The following is an 18313-nucleotide window of genomic DNA, read 5'->3' as shown; positions in this document are numbered from 1 at the left end:
CCAACCGGACGGTACCCACGCTCGAGTATTTCTCCGGGGCTACTAAAAGCGTTCGTAGACGGCGTTATCCGCCCCGGGGCCGCTCTCGCTGTCCGGGACGCCGTCCGTGCGGAACTCATGCGACGGGCCGCACCGGAGTCCGCACCGGGGCTCAGCCCCACGCTCCGGTCCCTCCCCGAGTGGATCGTGCTTACACAGGACGACGTGCTCACCGGCGGTGAGTTGCTCGGCCAGGCCGACATGGAGGAGCAACTGTTCCCCGCCCGCCGGCCCCCCGCGCTGTCCGCCGAGGCCACGGAGCTTTTGCATCGCCACGCGAACGCCCATGGGCTACCGGATCTGCGCCCCCACCAATTCGCGTTCGGCTTCGTCGTCGCGGACCTATACGCCCAGGGATGGACGTATCCCCGGTTTTGCGGCGAGCCCAACGGTGGTGAGCCGGGCGAGATGCTGGGCCCAGATATCGCTATCCTTCGCCAGTACGAGCAAGCGGCGCACGGAGCACGGAGCACGGTCGCCACGTTCCTGGAGAAGTACGTTTGGGCAGCCTGCAACCGGCTCTTCGGCTATCTGTCGGATCGCCTGCCTCTCTCCCTCTCCGGTCAGACCGTCTCGCCGCCCGTCGATCTCTCGCTCGTGTCATGGGACAGCACCGCGTCGAGCCGGCCCGACCGCGAAAACCCCATACCGCTGGCGATCTTCCGGGACGTGATGCCCGTCGTCGAGCTCTCGTCGCCCCTGCAGTTCGATCGCGCCATCGAGTGGATCCGCGAGGCGCCCCTCCGATACCCTCGCGTCATGCATAGCTTCGACGCGGAGGCGCCCGCATGGCTCCGCACCGGCGAATGGCTCGTTCTCCGCGCCGTGGCCCGGGTCCGCGACCCGGACAGCCAAGCCGACACGCATATCGCCCTGTCGGGATTCGTGTACGACGCTGCTCACCGCGAGATGATCGAGCAGGACGCCGCGGTCGATTTACCGAATATGCATGAATTTCATTCGGAGCTGCGCGGTACCGGGGCTTACAAGAACATCTCGGAGGTCGTCTGGTCACCACGGGTGGAGGAGCAGAACGGGACGATGTACCAGCAGACCCTCGACGACCGGGGCACGAACGTCGAGATCCCGCTCTTGGCGGCGAGTTGCCGCTTCTACTCGCAGGACGAGGAACAGGAGGATATCGAGCAGTGGATGCCAGCGCTGTGGCTCCGGCGCGCGTTGCACGTAAGCGACTACCGCGACGGGAGGTTCCTGGCTCGCGACGGGCAGACCGTCGCGGTGTACGCGAGCACATTCGGAGAGAGCGGCGAATTCAGCGAGCCGTACACCACCGCCCTGCTGGCGCGACGCGACCGCCTCGCGGAGGATCCTGACCAGCGGGGCGCAGGGGCTCAGATGGGACGTCCGGCTTTCCCGGGAGCCTTGCCAGGACATCCGGCCGAAATCGGCCCGAAGTACCCGCAGGGAGATCGACGCCATCATGCTCGATCCGTCCGGTGAGACCACGGACGTAGTCGTGTCTGAGCAAATTCACGAACCTCCGGTGACGCAAGCGGAGCAAGAAATCGAGGCTTGAGTGTCGAATCGGAGGGGCCCTGGCCCATATATGGCGCCGAACTACTATCGGACCTTCGCTACATCCTCTCGGCACTTTCGCTGGCGCTCTTTTGCATCTTCCTCGTCGGAGCCGAGCCGTTCGATCCGCTGCTGGACGGACAAACAGAACGAGGTGGCGCGCCAAAGTGCATCCTTGCATGCTGTAAGCGACTCACTGTCAGGTGTACACAGCGGCCACTCGCGCACTTCCCCGGCGCTGTCAACCGTCAACACCGCCTGCCCGTCCGCCTTGAACGACGCGAACAGCGGGTGCTTCGCCGCCAGCACCAGCGGGTGATCGCCGTCGTTCATCCGCCAGATCCGCAGTTTGTCATCCTTAGCAATCGTCAAGAACTGTGCGCCGTCGGGCGAGAATGACGCTAGATCGATCGGCGCATCGTGTCCGGATCTCCCCATCCTCGGCCAACCCTTCTGATCGCCATAACCAATCACGGGCCAGGTCCTCGCGTATCCCGATCCCGTCAGTACGACGGATCCATCGGGAGAAATCTCAACAGACTTGCTCGACCCACCATCACCTGGCAGGAGTTGCATATTTTCCAGGTCGGTGGGTTGCCATGCCCATAGATTCTTCATCGTCGTTGCGACAACCTCTCGGTGGTCGCCGGAACTTTCAACAGCTATGACGCTGTCGTCCGGTCCATGAAGTACCCGCTCCGCGACCCCGTCCGCTGTCCGCCATACTCGCACGGTTTGGTCATCGGAGCCCGTCACGACCCGGGCCCCGTCTGCCGAGAACGCAACGGAGCGCACGGGCTTCTCGTGACCAGTGAGTGTCACCCCTTCGACGCCGTCAGCAGACGTCACTCCTTCGACGCCGTCGGCGACCGACAGCAAGCGTGCCGTGTTGCCCCCTGCGACGACGAGCCGACGTCCGTCTGACGAGAACGCCAGCGACTCGATCGGATCGCTGTGCACCATCGTGGACACCGCGGCTCCTGATGATCTCACCTCGACGCGCTTTCCGTGCACAGTAGCCAGATGAAGCCCGTTCGGAGAAACAGCCGCATGAGTCACTTTCGCCTTCGAGTCCGCAGCGTATTGAACTCCTCGTCGAGGTCCCACACCCGCACCGTGTTGTCCGCGGCGTCCGTTACGACATCACCGTTGACGAGAAACCCTGCCTGCTGCCTTATGGTTGTGGGTGGGCGAAGTTTCCGCGCCCTGAAACTGCCGTCAGAGGCGAACACTTGAATTCGTCCGTCGCGCGAGATGGCAAGTATATGGCTCCCGTCCGGCGAGAAGGACGCCATATCGATAGGGCCCTCTTGCGAGAGCATCACCGTGGGCTGATCGGCCGCGAGCGGCCACACGGCGATGGCGCCGGGGTCGAGGACGAGAAGGACTTGGCTTCCATCGGGCGAGAACAACGCATCGCGGATGTTTAAAGCCTCTGCACGTGCCGTCGATGGTATCAATCGTTTGGCAACCTGCAGCATGCGTGGTTTGCCCGTTCCGTCGGCCCGCCAGACCCACGCTGTTCCGTTGTCATGAACCACTACGACGTGCTTACCAGTGGACGGGACGTCCGCTTTGAAGCCCAGGTTCGGCGGCTCTATTCGACCGGGAAGGGGCTTGAGGTGTTCGGGGTGATCGAGTCGTCCTATTTGCACCTGCGAGCCCACGAGCAGTACGATGTGGGGTCCGGATATCCTCCCGGGCCCGCGCAAGATCGGTTGATCCGGGCTAGCCACGCGCCACACCCCGATCTCACCGGCGCCATGGACGAGCAGGTGGTCTCCCGTCGGGGAGAAGATAACGCCCGTTGAACCTTCTAGGGCCGGTTCGAGGTGCATGACCTCAACGCCGTCGTCGCTCCGCGATACCATCACGGTATCATGGTTAGTGAGCGTGGCAACATAGGTCCCATCATCTGAGAAGACGGCGTCGAGAATGACGCCGTCGTGCGGTTTCAAGTGAATCGCGTCCTTTCCATATCCTCCCGAGAGAGATCGGCGAACCGCCAGACACTCGTTGCTCCGTCGGCACTCAGTACGATGCGTTCTCTGTCAGCGGAAAAGCAACCGTTGATATAGTCGTCTTTTGCTTGGTCGTCCAGATCGGCCTTGAGGTTCCATCCGTACGCCAGACGTCCAGCCTGACGTTTCGTGAGACCGCGACCAAACTGCTATCTGGAGAGAATGCATAGATAGAATGGGTCGCTTGATTGGCGGGCTCCGAGAGTCGAACCCGTCTACGCTGTTCGGCCAGCCAAAGATGAATCTCGCCAGTATCCACCGCCAGCAGATATCGTCCGTCCGGTGAGATCCCAGGTTTGGCCGCTTCGCCGCTGTCCTGAGGCAGGACGGCCCGTGCGATCGGCGTCTGACGGGCCGTCGTCGCCAGCTGCATCCAACGACGCAGATTTACCGGATCCTCGACCTCCCGGAGCAATGCCACCTGTATCGTCGGATCATCCGTTGCTTCGAGGATTGCTACCAGTCGCTCCTGATCCCGCCGGGCGAGGGCCTCCTTCTCAGCTCTCGCCTTCTCTTCGCCCGCCTTGACTGTCGCCGCATCTGCCACCGCCGCGTCGTGCAGCCGCTTCTCCTCCGCCTTCACCTGCTTCCGGTACGACCAGCCGCCCCCCACCAGCACAAGGACGGCGAGGATACCGACCACCCACCAAGGCCTCGCCGCTGTCCCGCGGGCCACACGTGCGGCCCTCGAAGCGGCCAGGAACTCCGACTCGGGATCGACCGTCCTGGCCTGTTGCTTCTCCCACGCTTCCGCCGCTCGCAGCGCCTTCCCGGACAACAACAGCGCAGACGGCTTGCCGCGTCGCGCCCATAACTCCGCCTGGAGTTGGACTGGGTGAAGATGCTCCTGCGCCCACCGGTCATTATCCGCCCGCACTGGGCGTATCAGACGATCGTGCGCTAGCTCGTACCATACTGCGTCTCCGCGTTGGTCAGCACGGATCAAGTGCGCGTCGACGATCTGCTCGATCTGCTCGTTCGCCAGTTCCAGCGTCTTCTTCGCGCCCCGCAGCACCTGCGTCCGGATTCTGTTCGGCGAGATCAATTGCTCGCCGATCCAGCCACGCAGCTTGCGCTCCCGTCGCAGATCGCCCCTGGCGATCCGTTGCATCGTGTCAGCGTAGTATTTACTCAGCGCCCGTGTGACGTCGCCGAACGTGGTCACATCGCGCAGCTCCACCGACGTTGCGGAGTCCGGCATCTGCTCCCAGAGTCCGCGACAGACCACCTGCAATTGCATTGGTTCGTAGTACAGTCCCTCCGAACCTAGGTCGTCGAGCACCTTTTTGAGCGCTGTTTCGGACCACGTCCGCGGCGCGGCCGGCCCCGTGATCGCCTGCTCCGCCATGTCTCGCCGTAACAGATCAAGACGATACCGGCTGCGCAGGTGCGTCGGGATGAGCCGCGCGTACGGGTCCAGCTGTGCGAGGTAATCCTCGCGCAAAGCGAACAGCGCCCACACAGAGGTATCTGCCAAGAGCTCGCCCAGTTGCGTGAAGAACTCCTCCTTGGCCTCCCGGGCCAGCGGATCGACCGTCAGGATCTCCTCGAACTGATCGATGACGATCAGGACGCTCCTGGGGACGTTCGGAGGGCGCGCTAGTGTCTGCTTATAGTCGGCCAAGCTGAGCTTCGCCAGGTCGACAGCGTCCCTCCGAAGTTCCTCGGGGATCCTGCTCGATCCCAAGTATCATGCTGACAGCGTAGCGATTGCCCGTCACACCCTCCGGTAGCGGGTGTCCGACCCGCGTTGGACACCACACGTCGTACTGGTCACGTACCTGCGGGATGACTCCAGCTAAGATCAGGGAGCTCTTCCCCGCGCCCGACGGTGAGTACAGCAACACGATCCGCGTCGCGCTCAGGCGATTGATAAGCTCGTCCTCCTCAGCGGCCCGCCCGAACAGCTTCTCGTTCAACCCGATCGGTTGCGGGCCTACATAGGGATTTTTCATCACTCAGAACCACCCCTTCAGTCTTGCCACCGGCGTGGTCACATGGTCGTCCTTTGTCGCTTCCAACTGCCGGGTCAGCTCTCGGAGGAAGTCGGCCGGGCTGCCCCAAAACAACATGATGGGCGGTTCTCCGAGCCCCACGCCGCGGTCGCTGCCGAAATAGCGCTCGAGGTATTCGCGGGCCCGCTCCACGTCGGCGAGGCTATGTTCTTCGGGGTTGATCTGCACACCGACGTGCGGGCGCCCACGCAGCTTGGAAGCACCGCCGAGGTTCATAATGAACCGGAACAGCACGCGAAACGTCCAGTCGTCGAGGCGAAATCCGAGGAAGATCAACGCACCCTCCACCAGCGTCTTGCCGATGATGTCGGGCAGCCCCAGCGTCGAGGTGGCGATCAGATAGTCGAAGAAATCGTCCTCGGTCAGGACCAGCGACTCCGGTGTGCTGAATATTCCGAATACATGATACACGAGCGGCGCATTCGCCTCCGGACGCGGGCTCGCCTTCGATTCTTCGGTTTCACCTTCGCAGGCTTCAGCTTCTGCGGCTTCTGCGGCTCCTCGGACTCCGTCGCTCGCCAGCTGCACCACATCGTCTCGGGCTTCTTGCCAGCCTTTTTAACATCTTCGAAAGCAGCGTCTCGGGGCTGGCCGTCAGGTAGATCGGCACCGACAACTCTGCGAGGGTCCTGTAGGGGTCCCCGTCCCGGGTCACTCGTTGGTCCGCGACCGCGTCCAACAGTGCAGGCAAGTCGGTCCCCGTCACGCCTTGGCGCCTAGCGATCTCCCGCTCGAACTCGGCCTGTACCGCGTCACGCGCAGCCTTCCGACCCTCCTGGATGTTGATGTACTGAGCAACTTTTGCAATATCGGCTCGTTCGTGGTCGGCGTTGGGATAATTTTTTCTCTCCGCTAGCCTATTTGCCAGCGCATGCATTCCGCCGAACATGCCCTCGTCTAGGTCCGGCCCGATGATCGGCACGAGCGCCATTGCGAACGCACTGACACAGCGCCTTCCACTGCGGCGGCGCGTTGTTGCTCCCGGTCAAACGCGGCTCGTACCACAGCTGACCGTTCTTGAGCCGCAGAAATAGCGCCGGCATCCACGCGTCGGAATGCGCTCGTACGCCCCCGCGCGCAATAGCCAGCGCCCGGTCGATCTGGCCATCGATGAATAGTTGGTGGAAGAAGGGCGGCATTACCCCCTTCACGGTTGCCATGCTGATCTTCCCCTGCATAGCCAACACCGCCGAGACCCCCGCGTCAGCCAGCATCGTCGCAAGCGAGTATTCTAGCCGCGTAGCGCTTTCGCACGAGGCCAATACCATCATCCGCGGTGCCTCGGCCATGTCGCCGATGCGGTCGGCCAACACCTTCCCATGAACGACCTCTGTCTGGCCGCTCTCGTTCTGGAGATAGACGGACGGCGCTGATGGGGACCGATGAATCCCATGACATACGAGGTACACGATGTCGGCGCCCCCGCGCAGCGCCTTGATCAATCGATCGAGCGTGCACGGTTCCGTGTCGCCGAGCACCTCCACAGGGATACCGGAGAGGGCGTTTCGCCCGCGCGCGATCTCATCGTCGAGCTTAATCTCGGCCAGCTGCCACTCCGCGTAATCCGTGGGTGCCGCCACCGCGATCACCGCCCGCAGCTGGGTTCGGGAGTGCCGCGGCACACTCCGCCAATCCTTGCTGAACATGAAACGCGATAGCCACACGTCATCCGAGGTCGCCAGCAATTTCTTGTCTACCGGGTCACGCAGAAGCTCCCAGCGCAGGTCGTTCAATTCGTGTTCCGACGGCTCGATGGCGATGGACAGACGCAGCTTGTGTTTCGACATGACTGTTCGTGCCCTGATGTACAGCCCGAGGACATCCTTGTCCGCGAAGACGCACTGTGTGAGTTCATCGCCGTAGACATCAGGCTTGAGCTCCAAGGACCTCATCTTTGGAAAATCGATCTTTACGAGTCCGCGGACCGGCGCGCTCATTGTGGCCGCCTCCGGATCGACCAGCCGTAGCTCCTCCTCATATGTCCCGTCTTTCACGTGACGCAGCCTGATCTCGAGTTCTCCAGGGACTCCCACTAGGACCTCCAGCGGTGATGGTCTCAGATTTTCCACTTGCCGCAAGCCTAGGATCGAGGATGAGCGCGATGTCGGATATTGGCTGCAAGCCGCCCGTCCATTTGGCCGCAGAGTGCTCCGAGTCCACTGGGCTTCCCAAGTAGCCCCAGTGGACAAGATGGCAGGCCCGCCTACCGCTGATTCAGCTCGCGCTCTGCGCGAAGTTCGGGCGCACCGCGGGATCTCCGACGATTACGAAGGCGCGTGCGTCCACCTTCGTCGCGTAGACGGAGGCCACATCGGCCGCCTTAGGAACGCCGCGGAATTCGACTTTCTCACGGAACCGCCCGAGTTGTACCTCCAGAACGCCATAGCGTGCACCGAACCCATCCATCGCGTGCCCGATCGGCATCCCGCTTAACAGCTGCGCTACTAGAGACTTGTACTCCGTGTTCAGCGTCGGGCCGTCGAGGCCCAAAGTGAACGATGTTTCGATCGCGGCATCAACGTGTCCAACCACTGCAAGTGCCCCGCCGTTCGGATGAGAGAGCATACGCCGCGGCAGATTGGCTACAAAGTCGACGGGGGCGAGCCCGTCACCGCCGACCCTCCCGGTCCCGTCGGACCGTCTGAACGAGTTGGTCTTCGGGGTGCCAGCGCTGAAACAAGCGAAGAGCACCGCGATCATGCCGCGGACATCCGCGGTGTCGTCGAGATCGTTCGCGGCGAACCACTCGTCCGCGTTCGGTTGGATTCCCCGGAACCAATCGCTGCACACCAGAGCGCCTTGATCCACGAGTTGCCGCTCATGACCAGACTTGAGGCCCATCCCGTGGCTCGCCGTGAACAGTAGTGCCGGTGTCTCCGGACCACCGAGGAGCTCAAGCAGCTTCGCCTTCGTGGCCTTATCCCTAGTGAAAGATTTGATCTGCCACGGCGGAGCGCCCTGCCGCGAGGATCGCTGACACGCGAATTCAACGAGCGGCTCGATAAGGTGCGCCACGCTTAAGGGGGTGGAGATGTCGTTCCCGTTCAGGACGCCGAAAAATGTCGCTTTTTTCGGCCGCGGCGACCCCTTGGTTTCTGACCCCACTACACTGTTCGCATAGAGGGTGTATTCCTCCACGGTGTCGAAATGGATCCGTCCCACCGCGAACTCGGTGTCCATGTCGAACTGAAAGCTGTACGGAATTTTTTCTGGGCTGCCGACGATCAAAAGGTAGTACGGCGCCTTCTCGGGTCGACTTGGCCGTGCAGGTAAATCTGCTTTCGCACGAGGAAGGCGTACTTGTCCTCGTCTGCTTGCCATCCTTCGTCACTGGCATATTCGTAGTATAGCCTGTCGCCGGTCTGCTGCTTGCGATGGTCGAGCAACGGTCGCAGCGCCTCGATGACCTTTGGATCCTCGTCGTACGCGAACAGCACCCCCCACCCGGTCTGCGACAGATCGGACGGGTTCACGAACGCTGCCGGAGCGAAATGTGGCTCACTACGTGCCGCGGCGATAGCCTTCAACTCCACGAGCTTTCGGCGTCGCCAATCTCGGCGAGCGCCAGCTTCGCAAAGGTCGACGAGTTTCATAGCCGGGAATAAGTCCTCGCCGGACTCGGCATCCACCCCGTTGAAATGAACAAGCTGTTCGTCGACCGTTGTCATTTCCGTCCCCTTTCGCCGGCTACGACAGCCGGATTGTGTGACAACGATCGCACAGCGGCGCTGCAAGCGCAATAGTCCTGCGCGCACGGCACCAGGTGTGCTTAGCCGCTGAGATGAACGGTATCCTCTGCACTCGTTCGCACCGCGCTCGAGGCCCACAACCCGGCTGCGTAGCCGGCAGCCGTGCATCGCGCGTCCGATTTTCTCAAAGGGGCCATCTCGAACCGCGGAGTTGCTAGGCACACATCGACCCTCTCGTCCCAATCTGCGAGAACGCGGCCGATCGGGGCTGGGCGGAGGGTCGTCGCAACGCCGGTGGATCCGGTGTTGGCGTCAAACGGTGATTCGGACCGCCTACACCGCCTCGGGAACGGTTCTCGGGCGGACGGCCTTATTTTCCCAGGGCTTCTCCTGCTTGCCGCGCCGGGCGACCCGGAGCATGGCGTGGTCGAGGTTGGCGGCGTCCGTGTGCAGGTAATTCTCGGTCGGGGCGATGTTCGCGTGGCCCAGGAGCGCCAGGACCTGGGTTCGTGGCCTCCCGCCTTCCGTCGAGCGCGACCGCGACGCCGCGCTCGCCGGCGCCGTCCCCCTACGACGTCGCGCACCTCGTCGACGCCTTGTCGTTGCCTGCAAGCGCCCTTGACGACCCCGACGATCCGAAGCTGGCGATCGTCACCGCCAGCAGGTAGCTCGTGCCTGCCTTCGCCCACTGGGCGCTGCTCCTTTGCACGATTCAGCGGAGCAGACGATCGAATATCAGTTCGGCCGCGGGCTCGCCGGTTCCGGGCCGCTTCTCACGGCCCTGCCACAGGAGGACCTCGCCGTTGGTGCCGCGGGTGCGCTGCCAGGTGCGGGTGAGGACGATGCCGGTGGCCGGGATTTCCTCCTCGGGGATCACGAGCGGGGTGGTCGCGGTGAGCAGCGTCCCTTGCGGGCCGTCGATGACGGTCCAGTGCGGCAGGCGCGCGCGCTGAAGTGCCATGTTGGTACCATCGCCGGTGGCTGCTGGAACGAACGGGGTCCATCCGAGTGGGATGGTGCTGACGAACTGCCAGGCCCATCCGGCGTCGCCGCGGGGTGCTGGTGGCGTGATGCGCGGCTCGGCCCGCCGTCGCGGGCGGCCGTCGACGCCCTCGATCGTGCGCTCGACAGCCCACCCGAGGTTTGACACCTCGTCGCGTAGGAACCGGACCTCCTCGATGGGATCCGACTCGAGCAGGTCGGCGACGACCGGCGCGACGAACAGCCATGGGCCGATGTTGTCCTTCGGCTGCGGCTGTCCGGTGAGTTCGAACATCCGCCAGGTTCGGGCGGCGCCGTCCTGTTCGGCGAACGAGGCGAGCGTTCGCGGCGCCTGCTTGTAGGCGAACGCGTCGTCGACCGTGACGGAGCGGATACGGGCGAGGTGTCCGACCGGCATGCGCACGGGCACGAGGTACCAGTCGTCAGCGAAGATCGTCATCAGCTCGACGGACAGCATTCGGATCATATCGAAGCGGGCGTGGTCCCACGCGTCCTTGGCGGGTCGCTTCACCGCGGTCGCGGTCTGGACGCGCCAGGTGACGAGCGCCGCGACCGCTGCTTGCAGGCCGGATGCGGGCAGCAGCGTGATAGCGGCGAGTCCGGCAGCGTCGACGCCGGGCAGGGCGTCGAGGCGACGCGCGAGGGCGACTCCATCGAGCGAGCGGCGGGCGAGCAGGCGCAGCGCGGCGTCGCCGATGTCGAGGCGGGCGAGATCGATGCGCAGTTCAGGCCGGCTACACAGGGCGGTCCACACAGCCCCGGCGTTGGCAGCGAGCAGGGCGCGGCGAGCGAGCAGACCGAGCTCGGCGGCGCGGCGGATGTTGACGTTTGGGGCGTCCACGTCGATCGCCTCGACGTAGGCCTCAATCGGCGCGCTGGGGTCCACGGGTGCGGCAGATACGCCGTCGATAGCGAGGCGATCGACGGCGACGAGCTCGAGCTCGAGCGCGACACGGACAGGGTCGACGCGTCCTCGCCGCGCAGCTCGCCGAGTTGCCACTGACGGCCCAGGAGCCACAGCGGATCCGCGATGAGGGCGCGAAAGCCGGGCACGAGGGTTGCCTCGGAGGCGTTGGGCTCCAGGCGAGCGAGCACGTCGATCGGTGCGGCGGGTTTCAGGTCGAGAACGGCGAGACGATGATCTGCGATAGGGGGGGCATGGCGGCTCCGGGGTCAGCCGTGGGGCTTGATGGCCTCGTAGGAGGTGATGAGGTCAAAGGCGCGCCGGCCACCGGCGTCGATCGGGACCCGTGCGCCGTCGAGGAAGATGCAGGGGAGCAAATGCCCGAGCTTCTCGAGTCGGTCGGGTGTGACGCAACGGATCTTGGCGAGCGGGAGGCCGAGGCGGCTGCGCGCTGCAACTCGGCGAGCGACCAGTGGTCGACGCCCGGTGCCGGTGTCGCCAGGAGCACGACCTGCGGCGCCTGGGCGGCGGGGCTCTGGATCTGCAGGGCGAGTCCGCCGAGGACCTCGCGGGCGGGCACTCGTTCCGACCAGGCATCGACGGCGACGGCCGCGAGGTCCTCGCCGGGATCGACGCCGCCGGCCAGGACCGCGGTGATGCACAGGCACGGTCGATCGCCGGGCGGGCGGTGGATCGCGGCCCACGCGTCGTCCTGGGATGCCCCGGGCTGTCCCGAGCACAGGGTGAACGGCGGCCGCTCGTGCCGGACCTCGGCCAGCCGCAGTGCCGCGTCGAACGCGTCGATCCGCGGCCGCACCCGCGCGAGCTGGGCGAACCACCCGGAGATCGTCGCCTCATCGGTCGGTAGCACAGTGCCCAACGGGCTGCGCGCGGCACCGGCGCCGGCCTTGTAGAGCGGCAACACCGGCACGTCGCCGACGATGCCAGAGAGCCCGACGGTGACTTCCTTTAGCGCGACCGCATCGTCGCCCGGCTTGGTCAGCGCCGTCAGCGCCGTCGTCACGGCGAGAGCGATGGCAGCTCGCGCGGCCTCCAGCGCTGGCAAGCGCTCGCGCAGCTGCTCGACCGACTCGTCGAGGACGTCGATCGGTGGGGCGAGGGCGGGCACGCCGAAGGCGATCAACTGGCGAAAGCAACCGAGCAGGGCAGGTCGCTCGGCCTGCGCCACGGACGCCAGCGTCAGGCCTTGGCGGTCCAGCCATTCCTTGAGGGACTCGAGGCGACCGCTGAGCTCGAGTCGGTCGAGCGCCCGTAGTGATTCATTGGGCGCGCGCAGCGGGCTGAGCTCAGCCGGTGTCGCCGATCGGCCGCCGCGCCACGAGGACGCGAGACTGGCCGCGATTGCGTGAGCCTCGGACAGGCCGATTTGTCCAGGGCCCAGGGGCGCGTCGTCGGCGAGCACAATGCGTTGGCCGGCAACGTCGAGTGCGACCCGCACACGGGCCGCCAGCGGTCCGTCCTGCCACGGCCCATCGGCGGCGAGGCGGGAGAAATCAAGTGCGCTGAGCTGGACGAGCTCTGCGAGGTGGGCGCGGTCGCGGCGGATCAACGCGCCGGTCGTCGCGTCGTGGCGCTCGACGACGAGGCGGATCTGATCGGGGGCGCCGAGCACGCTAGCGGCCCAGCGCTCGAGCCGAGGCTCGGCCATCGCGGCCGCGGACGCTGCCGACGTCCACCCACCGCCGCTCGTCGAAGCCGGCAGCAAGAGCACCACGCGGTGCGCGACGGTGACGCCGCCGCGAGGTGTGTCGAGGCTGTTCAGCGCCGGCGGTGGGGCCTCACCACGGTCGACGGACGCGAGCACCGTACCAGCGGCGGAGCGGTCGCCGCCGAGCAGGCGGTGCGTCGTCTCGAAGGTCGCGGTGTCGGCGAGCGCGTCAAGAGCGTCGAGCAGCGGCTCGACGGCGATCTCGCCGAGCTCCTGGGGGTCAGTGACAGTTGTACGAGAGTACCTCGCGGCCGAGTAGCGACGATGCGCCGGAGCGTGCGCGCCAAGTAGGGCTCGACGCCGGCCGTCAAGCGTTGCTGGTCGAGAGGGGTGAGGTCGCTGATCGGGCGCGTGCGCAGCGGGTCCTGTTCCCGAAACGTAGCGAGCCGCGCGGCGACGCAGGCCCTGGACCGCCTTACCGAGGCGATCCAGGGCCTTCTCGTCAACGAGGGACTTGGTGAGCGCCTGCTCCGGGGCCGTCGCATCTGTGATCGGGGCGAGCGCGGGCGACGAGCAGTCCGTCGACGACGTGCACCGGCGGGTCATCGCGGTGGCGGGCCTTCAGCGCGGCGCTGCGGGTGACGGCGACCAGGGTGTCGGCGCCGTGCTCGTGGAGCAGCCGCTCGTAGCGCTGCCCGAGCAGCGCGCCTAGCGACTGGCCTTGCCGCACACCGTCGTACAACCACCGCGCAAGGCGCACGCGCTCACTCGATAGGTCGACCGCGAAGGGCGATGACCCATTGATCGAGTACGCGGCGTGCCCGCTGCGCAGCGCGACAGCGGCGGCGGCTTGGCCGAGCGACGGAGCGAGGGCATAGCCACCTGGCGGGGTGTCACCAGCAGGCCGCAGGCCGTGCACGACGCCCCAGGCGCCGACCTGCAGATCCGTCGGTCGCTTGGCGCGCAGCTCAACGAGGCGGCGGGTCGCGGTTGCAGTGATCCAAGCATCGAGGCGGGTCGCAGCCAAGCTGAGGCTCTGACCGAGGATCCGCGCACGGTCGGCTTCAGGCGCGGACCGCAGCACCACTACTGCGGCGTCGATCGCCGCACGTTCGCTCGCTCGGTCCTCCTCGCTGGCCGGGTGATCGTCGTCGCGGAGGAGGGACCGGCCGATCCGGAGGATCTGGTCGAGCAACGAGACGACTGGTCCCACCAATGGCTGACGGATCGGCTGCAGCGGGTCCGTCTTGTCCGGCGCCCCACGGATCCCTGGCTCGGTCGGGGTCGTTGGCGGCAGCTCGGCGGTCGTCCGGGCCCAAGGGATCACGTGCTCCTCGTAGTCACATAACGCGGGATAGAGACTGAACGGGCCGAACGGCGGCAAGTCTTCGAGCTTCATGCCTGCGGTGAAGAGCAAGCCGAGGCGGATCGCATAGAGCGCCAGTGTGCCCTCGGGCAATTGGGGCTTCGCTTTGGCCGCCTCCGTCGCCATGGGTGAGTCTGGATCAAGCTTGCGCAGAGCGAAGCGCGTCGGCCACGCCTGGCTCGCCAACACCTCGACGAGAGCGTGTTCGCGTGGCGTATCGGACGTGGTGTCATCGGCGCGTGAGTCGACTGTCGTCAAGTCAGCCGCGCCCTTTTGCCACTTCGCTAGCAGGCCGTGCAAGGCCGACTGCAGGCGGGCATGGAGACTGGTGCCGTCGACCGGCTCCGGCAGGGCGCACGCCGGAAGAATGCCGTACGGCGTCTTGCCGATCCTGAGGGTAGGCAGCGGACCGGCACCGCGGACGTCACGGATGAAGTGCGTGCGGAGCTCCTTGATGTCGTCGCCCGAGACCAACTGCTTGCCTTTGGCGTCACGTAGGTGCCACAGGATGGCGCCGCCAGTGATCGGCCAGACGATCGTGTTCATCGCGCTGGCGAACTCCTGCTCGCGGTCGTTCTCACCATCGAGAATGGGCAGCTGGGTACTGTCCAGGCCGAGCGCGCGCGCTAGTGCTGACGCGGCAGGGCCGTTGAACGCCGTGAATTGCGGCGACGACGTGCGCGTGGCTTGTTCGCGGGCCCGCAGCTTGGCCACGTCGGGACGCAGCAGGTCGGCGTCATGCTCGTCGCGGTTGGTCGGTTCGCCTTGGCGGAGCAGGCCAACACCACGGGTATAGTGATGGGCGAGAAACAGTTTGGCGAGGGCGGTGCGCTGGTCCTCGGGGCTGACCGCGGACGCGCCGAACACGAGGAGGGTGTCGATGCCCTTCGTGCGCACCAACTCGGCCTCGCCGGTTGGCGGGATCCGCAGCGCCATTCCCTGGGCGATCGCCTGGTCGAGGTCGACGACCCAGCTGGTCGCAGGCTGGTTCAGCAGGGCGTCAGCGCTGGTCGCCTGCACGTTCAGGTCGACGCCGCCGATCAGGTTCGCAGGGATCTCACGGCCAGCCGCTTGCACCACCTGCTTGCCGCCGAGGGTGCCGATGACGATCCAGCGCTTCGGAAGCAGGCGCAGGGTGGTGACCGCCTCACGCTCCTCGATCTGCGGGGAGGCTCCGCCCCGCGTCGCGCGGATGACCCACGCGGCGCGCCACGGGCTGCTGACGGCATCGATCAGCGCGCGCCAGGCGGCTAGTTCGGCGGCAGCGTCGGCCCGCGAATCCCGCCAGAATGTGTCGGCGTGATTGCGTTCGGCGTCCGTCAACGAGTGCTTGAGTGCGTCGGCGTGGAGGCCATCGGGATAGACACGGATCACGAGGTCGCCGCCGAGGAAGCGGGTCTCGATGCGGACTGGCAGTAACGCGACGGGGAGGCTGGCGTCGAGCGCGGCGAGCTCGGCGTTCGCATGGTCCCACGCCGTGGTCGGAGCGCGTGGCGGGCGGACGTCGCCCGGTGCTGGCGTGGGGGTCGGGATCGGGATCGGGGTCGGGTTCGGTCGTCGGGGTGTCGCCATCTCAGGCATCTCCGGTCAGCGCAGCAGTTCGTTCAGGCGCAGCGCGCAACGGATCGGGTGCTGCAGCGTCAGCTTGGCGATCGCGCCAGCGTCGCGGCCCCACGTCTTGGGCGCGTCTGGCCCCCATGTGGCCGGTAGGGTCGCCGGTGCGTGCTCAAGGGCCTCGACTTGGGCGGCGTTGCCGGCGAAGTGCGACCAACTCAACGAGCTCGCGGTGGGCGGTTTGGTCGTCGGGCTGTCGAGGCCGAACCGCGGCGCGTGGGGCAACTCCTCGAACACGATCCACCAGTCGGCCAGCAGCTCCGCGGTCTTGCTGGCGAACAGCGCATAGCAGGTGTCGGTCGTAAGACGGCCGAAGCACGTCGGCGGCTGGGTGATCACCGCGTCGCCGTTGCGGCGCGCGGCGTAGATCAAGAGGTCGGGGTAGCGGCGGAACAGCTCGCCGCGCAGCAGCACAGCGGCGTTGGCGGTGTTGGCGGCGTTGGCGGCGTTATCGGCGTTGGCAGCGGCGGCATGTTGGCCGAGCAACTTGGTCCAGCGCTTCATCTCAAGTGCGTCGACGCCGTCAGCGCCGTCCCAGAATACGCGGAACGCCGAGCCACGCGCGTCGACCGGAAACTCGCGCCAGGCCAGCTCGCGCACGAGGGCGTCGTTGGCCCCGGCGAGCACCGCCTCGACGAAGACGCGATTGGGCTCCAGCAGCATCACCGTGTCGTCGGCGACCTCGCCGAGTCCGGGCACGATGACCTCGGGGTCGATGTCGACGAGCCAACGCGACAGCGGCACGTCGAACCGCGGCATCAGACGCAGCGCGTCCGGGAGGCCGTCCTGCTCGCTGAGTGTCGGCGCAGCCGGTCCGCGCAGGCGATCGCGCAAGCGCCCCACGTGGACGTCGAGCGGCCGCAAGCGCACCGTGAAGGGCTGAGTCGGCGAGGTCGTCGGCTTGGGCGCTTGCTTGCCGGCTTGTACGGGTGCGACGTCTTGGCGTCGTCCGAGGCCGTTCGGCCGGGTCCACGTGGCGGCTCGCACCATCACCTCGGGCGCCTGAAGGATGCGTGTGGCCAACGAGCCGGCGAGCGTGCCGGTCGCGGCGGGCCGGCGACGCGAGACCGGCGCGCCTCCGCGGGTCAAGCGGCGCATCCGTGGGATGAGCGCGCCGTCGGGGAGGCCATCGGCGAGCAGGCGGGCGCGGATCGTCACGCCGCTGCCGTCGAGGATGCGGGTGTGGGCCCGCGCGGTCAGCTGCAGCTTGTCGCCTTCAGGCAACGCGGCGATACGGTTGGCTTGCGAGCGCCCGATCTCCGCGGCGAGCTGGGCGTGACGCAGCGTGATGGCGGCGGTCCTGGCCTGCTCGAGCTGCTCCCAGCTCGCGGCGACCAACTCTTCCTGATGGCGAAGCACGGCTTCTGCGCCAAGCCCCGCGCCGACGCGGTGGCCCGGGTGATGGTTGAGCTGCGCGAACCACGGCGACCGCGGGTCGGCGGCCTGACCAAGGCCGTACCGCGGCGGCAGCACCACTGGATCCCCCGCGCCCTCGCCGGGCTGTACGGTCCACAGCGCGGCCAGGCGCTCTGCGACACCGGGCGGTGTGAGCTTGTCGACCGGCGCCGCATCGGTCGCGTACAGGGCGCCGCGCAACAGCGCGGGGGGTCCATCCGCGGAAATGTCGGCGACGGCCGATGCCAGCAGCTGAAGCGGGCGCTCCCCAAGCCCCGTCGGCGCCTCGCGGTAGCGGAGCCGGCCGACGAGGTCCTCGAAGTCCTCGCCCTCGCCGGTGGTAAAGCCCCAGCTGTGGAACATCGGCAGGGCGACCGGCTCGGCGTTGTCCCTCGGCCACGCAGGCCTGAGGTCCGTGGTCTCGGGTACGCGTCCAAGCGCCGCCTCGACGCCGGCCCGGAAGGCCGGGACGATCGCGCAGAGGTACCGCGTGAACGGACGCAGATGCCGCGGACAGACCAACCGGGCGATCACGTCGTCCGGGAACTTCTCGAGGTGAGCGATCGGGTCCTTGTTGTCCGGGCCGAGACCCGAGACCTGGACGTGGGCCCACGCCCACGACTCCGCCAGATCGGGTAGCTCGTGTGGGACGAGCGCGGCGTCGATGTGGAGCACCGACCGTTTGCTGATGCGGTCCCACTCGACGCTCACGCCGTCCTGCACGCGCACGCAGATCAGCACGATCCATGGCGGTACACGCCCGTTCTTGTCGCCGAGGGGTGTGTGCCGCCACGGCAGATCCGGCTCGCGCAGCTCGACGTGGGGGAAGGTGGTCGGCGTGATTTTCTGAGCCTGGCGCGGCGGCTCCTCTCGGACCACCACCCCTGGATCGAGCGCGACGACGTGGCCCGGTCCGCGGAGCTGGACGCTATGCTCGTGGGTCGTGTCGGTCGTGCCACCGCGCTTCAGCGCGACCTTCATTGCCAGCACCGGGTCAGCCGGCAGCGGCGCGACGCCGGGCGTCGGCAGAAAGGCTCCCATGCCGGTTCGAAGCCACGGCAAG

Annotated in this window: 13 protein-coding genes; 1 reads left to right on the top strand and 12 read right to left on the bottom strand. The window is 66.4% G+C overall.

The annotated features are described in order from the left end of the window. Nucleotides 1-204 precede the first annotated feature (204 nt). Nucleotides 205-1500 carry a hypothetical protein gene (locus IPJ59_RS25095; protein WP_293273621.1) on the top strand — a complete coding sequence of 432 codons (1296 nt, stop codon included), beginning with the start codon at nt 205-207 and terminating at the stop codon, nt 1498-1500. A gap of 120 nt (nt 1501-1620) precedes the next feature. Here IPJ59_RS25095 and IPJ59_RS25090 read toward each other — a convergent pair whose 3' ends face one another. The 12 genes from IPJ59_RS25090 to IPJ59_RS25040 all read right to left on the bottom strand — a co-directional run bounded on the left by IPJ59_RS25090 (nt 1621) and on the right by IPJ59_RS25040 (nt 18291). Further along, entirely contained in the window at nt 1621-2538 is a 918-nt protein-coding gene (locus IPJ59_RS25090) for a WD40 repeat domain-containing protein (protein ID WP_293273727.1), read from the bottom strand. Nucleotides 2539-2630: 92 nt separating this feature from the next. Next, the gene (locus IPJ59_RS25085) at nt 2631-3533 is read right to left on the bottom strand and encodes a WD40 repeat domain-containing protein (protein WP_293273620.1); all 903 of its coding nucleotides are present in this window, start codon (nt 3531-3533) and stop codon (nt 2631-2633) included. Nucleotides 3534-3606: 73 nt separating this feature from the next. Then, nucleotides 3607-5220, bottom strand: a complete 1614-nt coding sequence (locus IPJ59_RS25080) for an nSTAND1 domain-containing NTPase (RefSeq protein WP_293273619.1) — start codon at nt 5218-5220, stop codon at nt 3607-3609. Beyond that, nucleotides 5207-5551, bottom strand: coding sequence for an nSTAND1 domain-containing NTPase (locus IPJ59_RS38095; protein ID WP_366524676.1), 345 nt, complete (start codon nt 5549-5551; stop codon nt 5207-5209). The genes IPJ59_RS25080 and IPJ59_RS38095 overlap by 14 nt, the downstream gene beginning before the upstream one ends. A gap of 3 nt (nt 5552-5554) precedes the next feature. After that, nucleotides 5555-6139, bottom strand: coding sequence for an SIR2 family protein (locus IPJ59_RS25075; RefSeq protein ID WP_293273618.1), 585 nt, complete (start codon nt 6137-6139; stop codon nt 5555-5557). Nucleotides 6140-6468: 329 nt separating this feature from the next. Then, nucleotides 6469-7605 (bottom strand): CHAT domain-containing protein, encoded by a 1137-nt coding sequence (locus IPJ59_RS25070; RefSeq protein ID WP_293273617.1) that lies wholly within the window; start codon nt 7603-7605, stop codon nt 6469-6471. A 220-nt stretch (nt 7606-7825) separates the two neighbouring features. Next, nucleotides 7826-8839, bottom strand: coding sequence for a C25 family cysteine peptidase (locus IPJ59_RS25065; RefSeq protein ID WP_293273616.1), 1014 nt, complete (start codon nt 8837-8839; stop codon nt 7826-7828). Further along, a complete protein-coding gene (locus IPJ59_RS25060; RefSeq protein ID WP_293273615.1) occupies nt 8836-9279 on the bottom strand; it encodes a hypothetical protein in 444 nt (147 codons plus the stop codon). Before IPJ59_RS25060 ends, IPJ59_RS25065 begins: the two co-directional genes overlap by 4 nt. Nucleotides 9280-10012: 733 nt before the next feature. Further along, a complete protein-coding gene (locus tag IPJ59_RS25055; RefSeq protein WP_293273614.1) occupies nt 10013-11188 on the bottom strand; it encodes a hypothetical protein in 1176 nt (391 codons plus the stop codon). 229 nt (nt 11189-11417) lie between these two features. Continuing rightward, nucleotides 11418-13481, bottom strand: coding sequence for a hypothetical protein (locus IPJ59_RS25050; protein WP_293273613.1), 2064 nt, complete (start codon nt 13479-13481; stop codon nt 11418-11420). Then, nucleotides 13378-15813: a hypothetical protein gene (locus IPJ59_RS25045; RefSeq protein WP_293273612.1), complete on the bottom strand. Its 2436-nt coding sequence runs from the start codon at nt 15811-15813 to the stop codon at nt 13378-13380. The genes IPJ59_RS25050 and IPJ59_RS25045 overlap by 104 nt, the downstream gene beginning before the upstream one ends. A gap of 15 nt (nt 15814-15828) precedes the next feature. Continuing rightward, entirely contained in the window at nt 15829-18291 is a 2463-nt protein-coding gene (locus IPJ59_RS25040) for a hypothetical protein (protein WP_293273611.1), read from the bottom strand. Nucleotides 18292-18313 lie beyond the last annotated feature (22 nt).

The sequence above is a fragment of the Nannocystis sp. genome (genome assembly GCF_016714285.1).
Taxonomy (GTDB): domain Bacteria; phylum Myxococcota_A; class Polyangia; order Nannocystales; family Nannocystaceae; genus Nannocystis.
The sequence above is the reverse complement of the archived record's forward strand: the minus strand, read 5'-3'. Positions and strand labels throughout refer to the sequence as shown.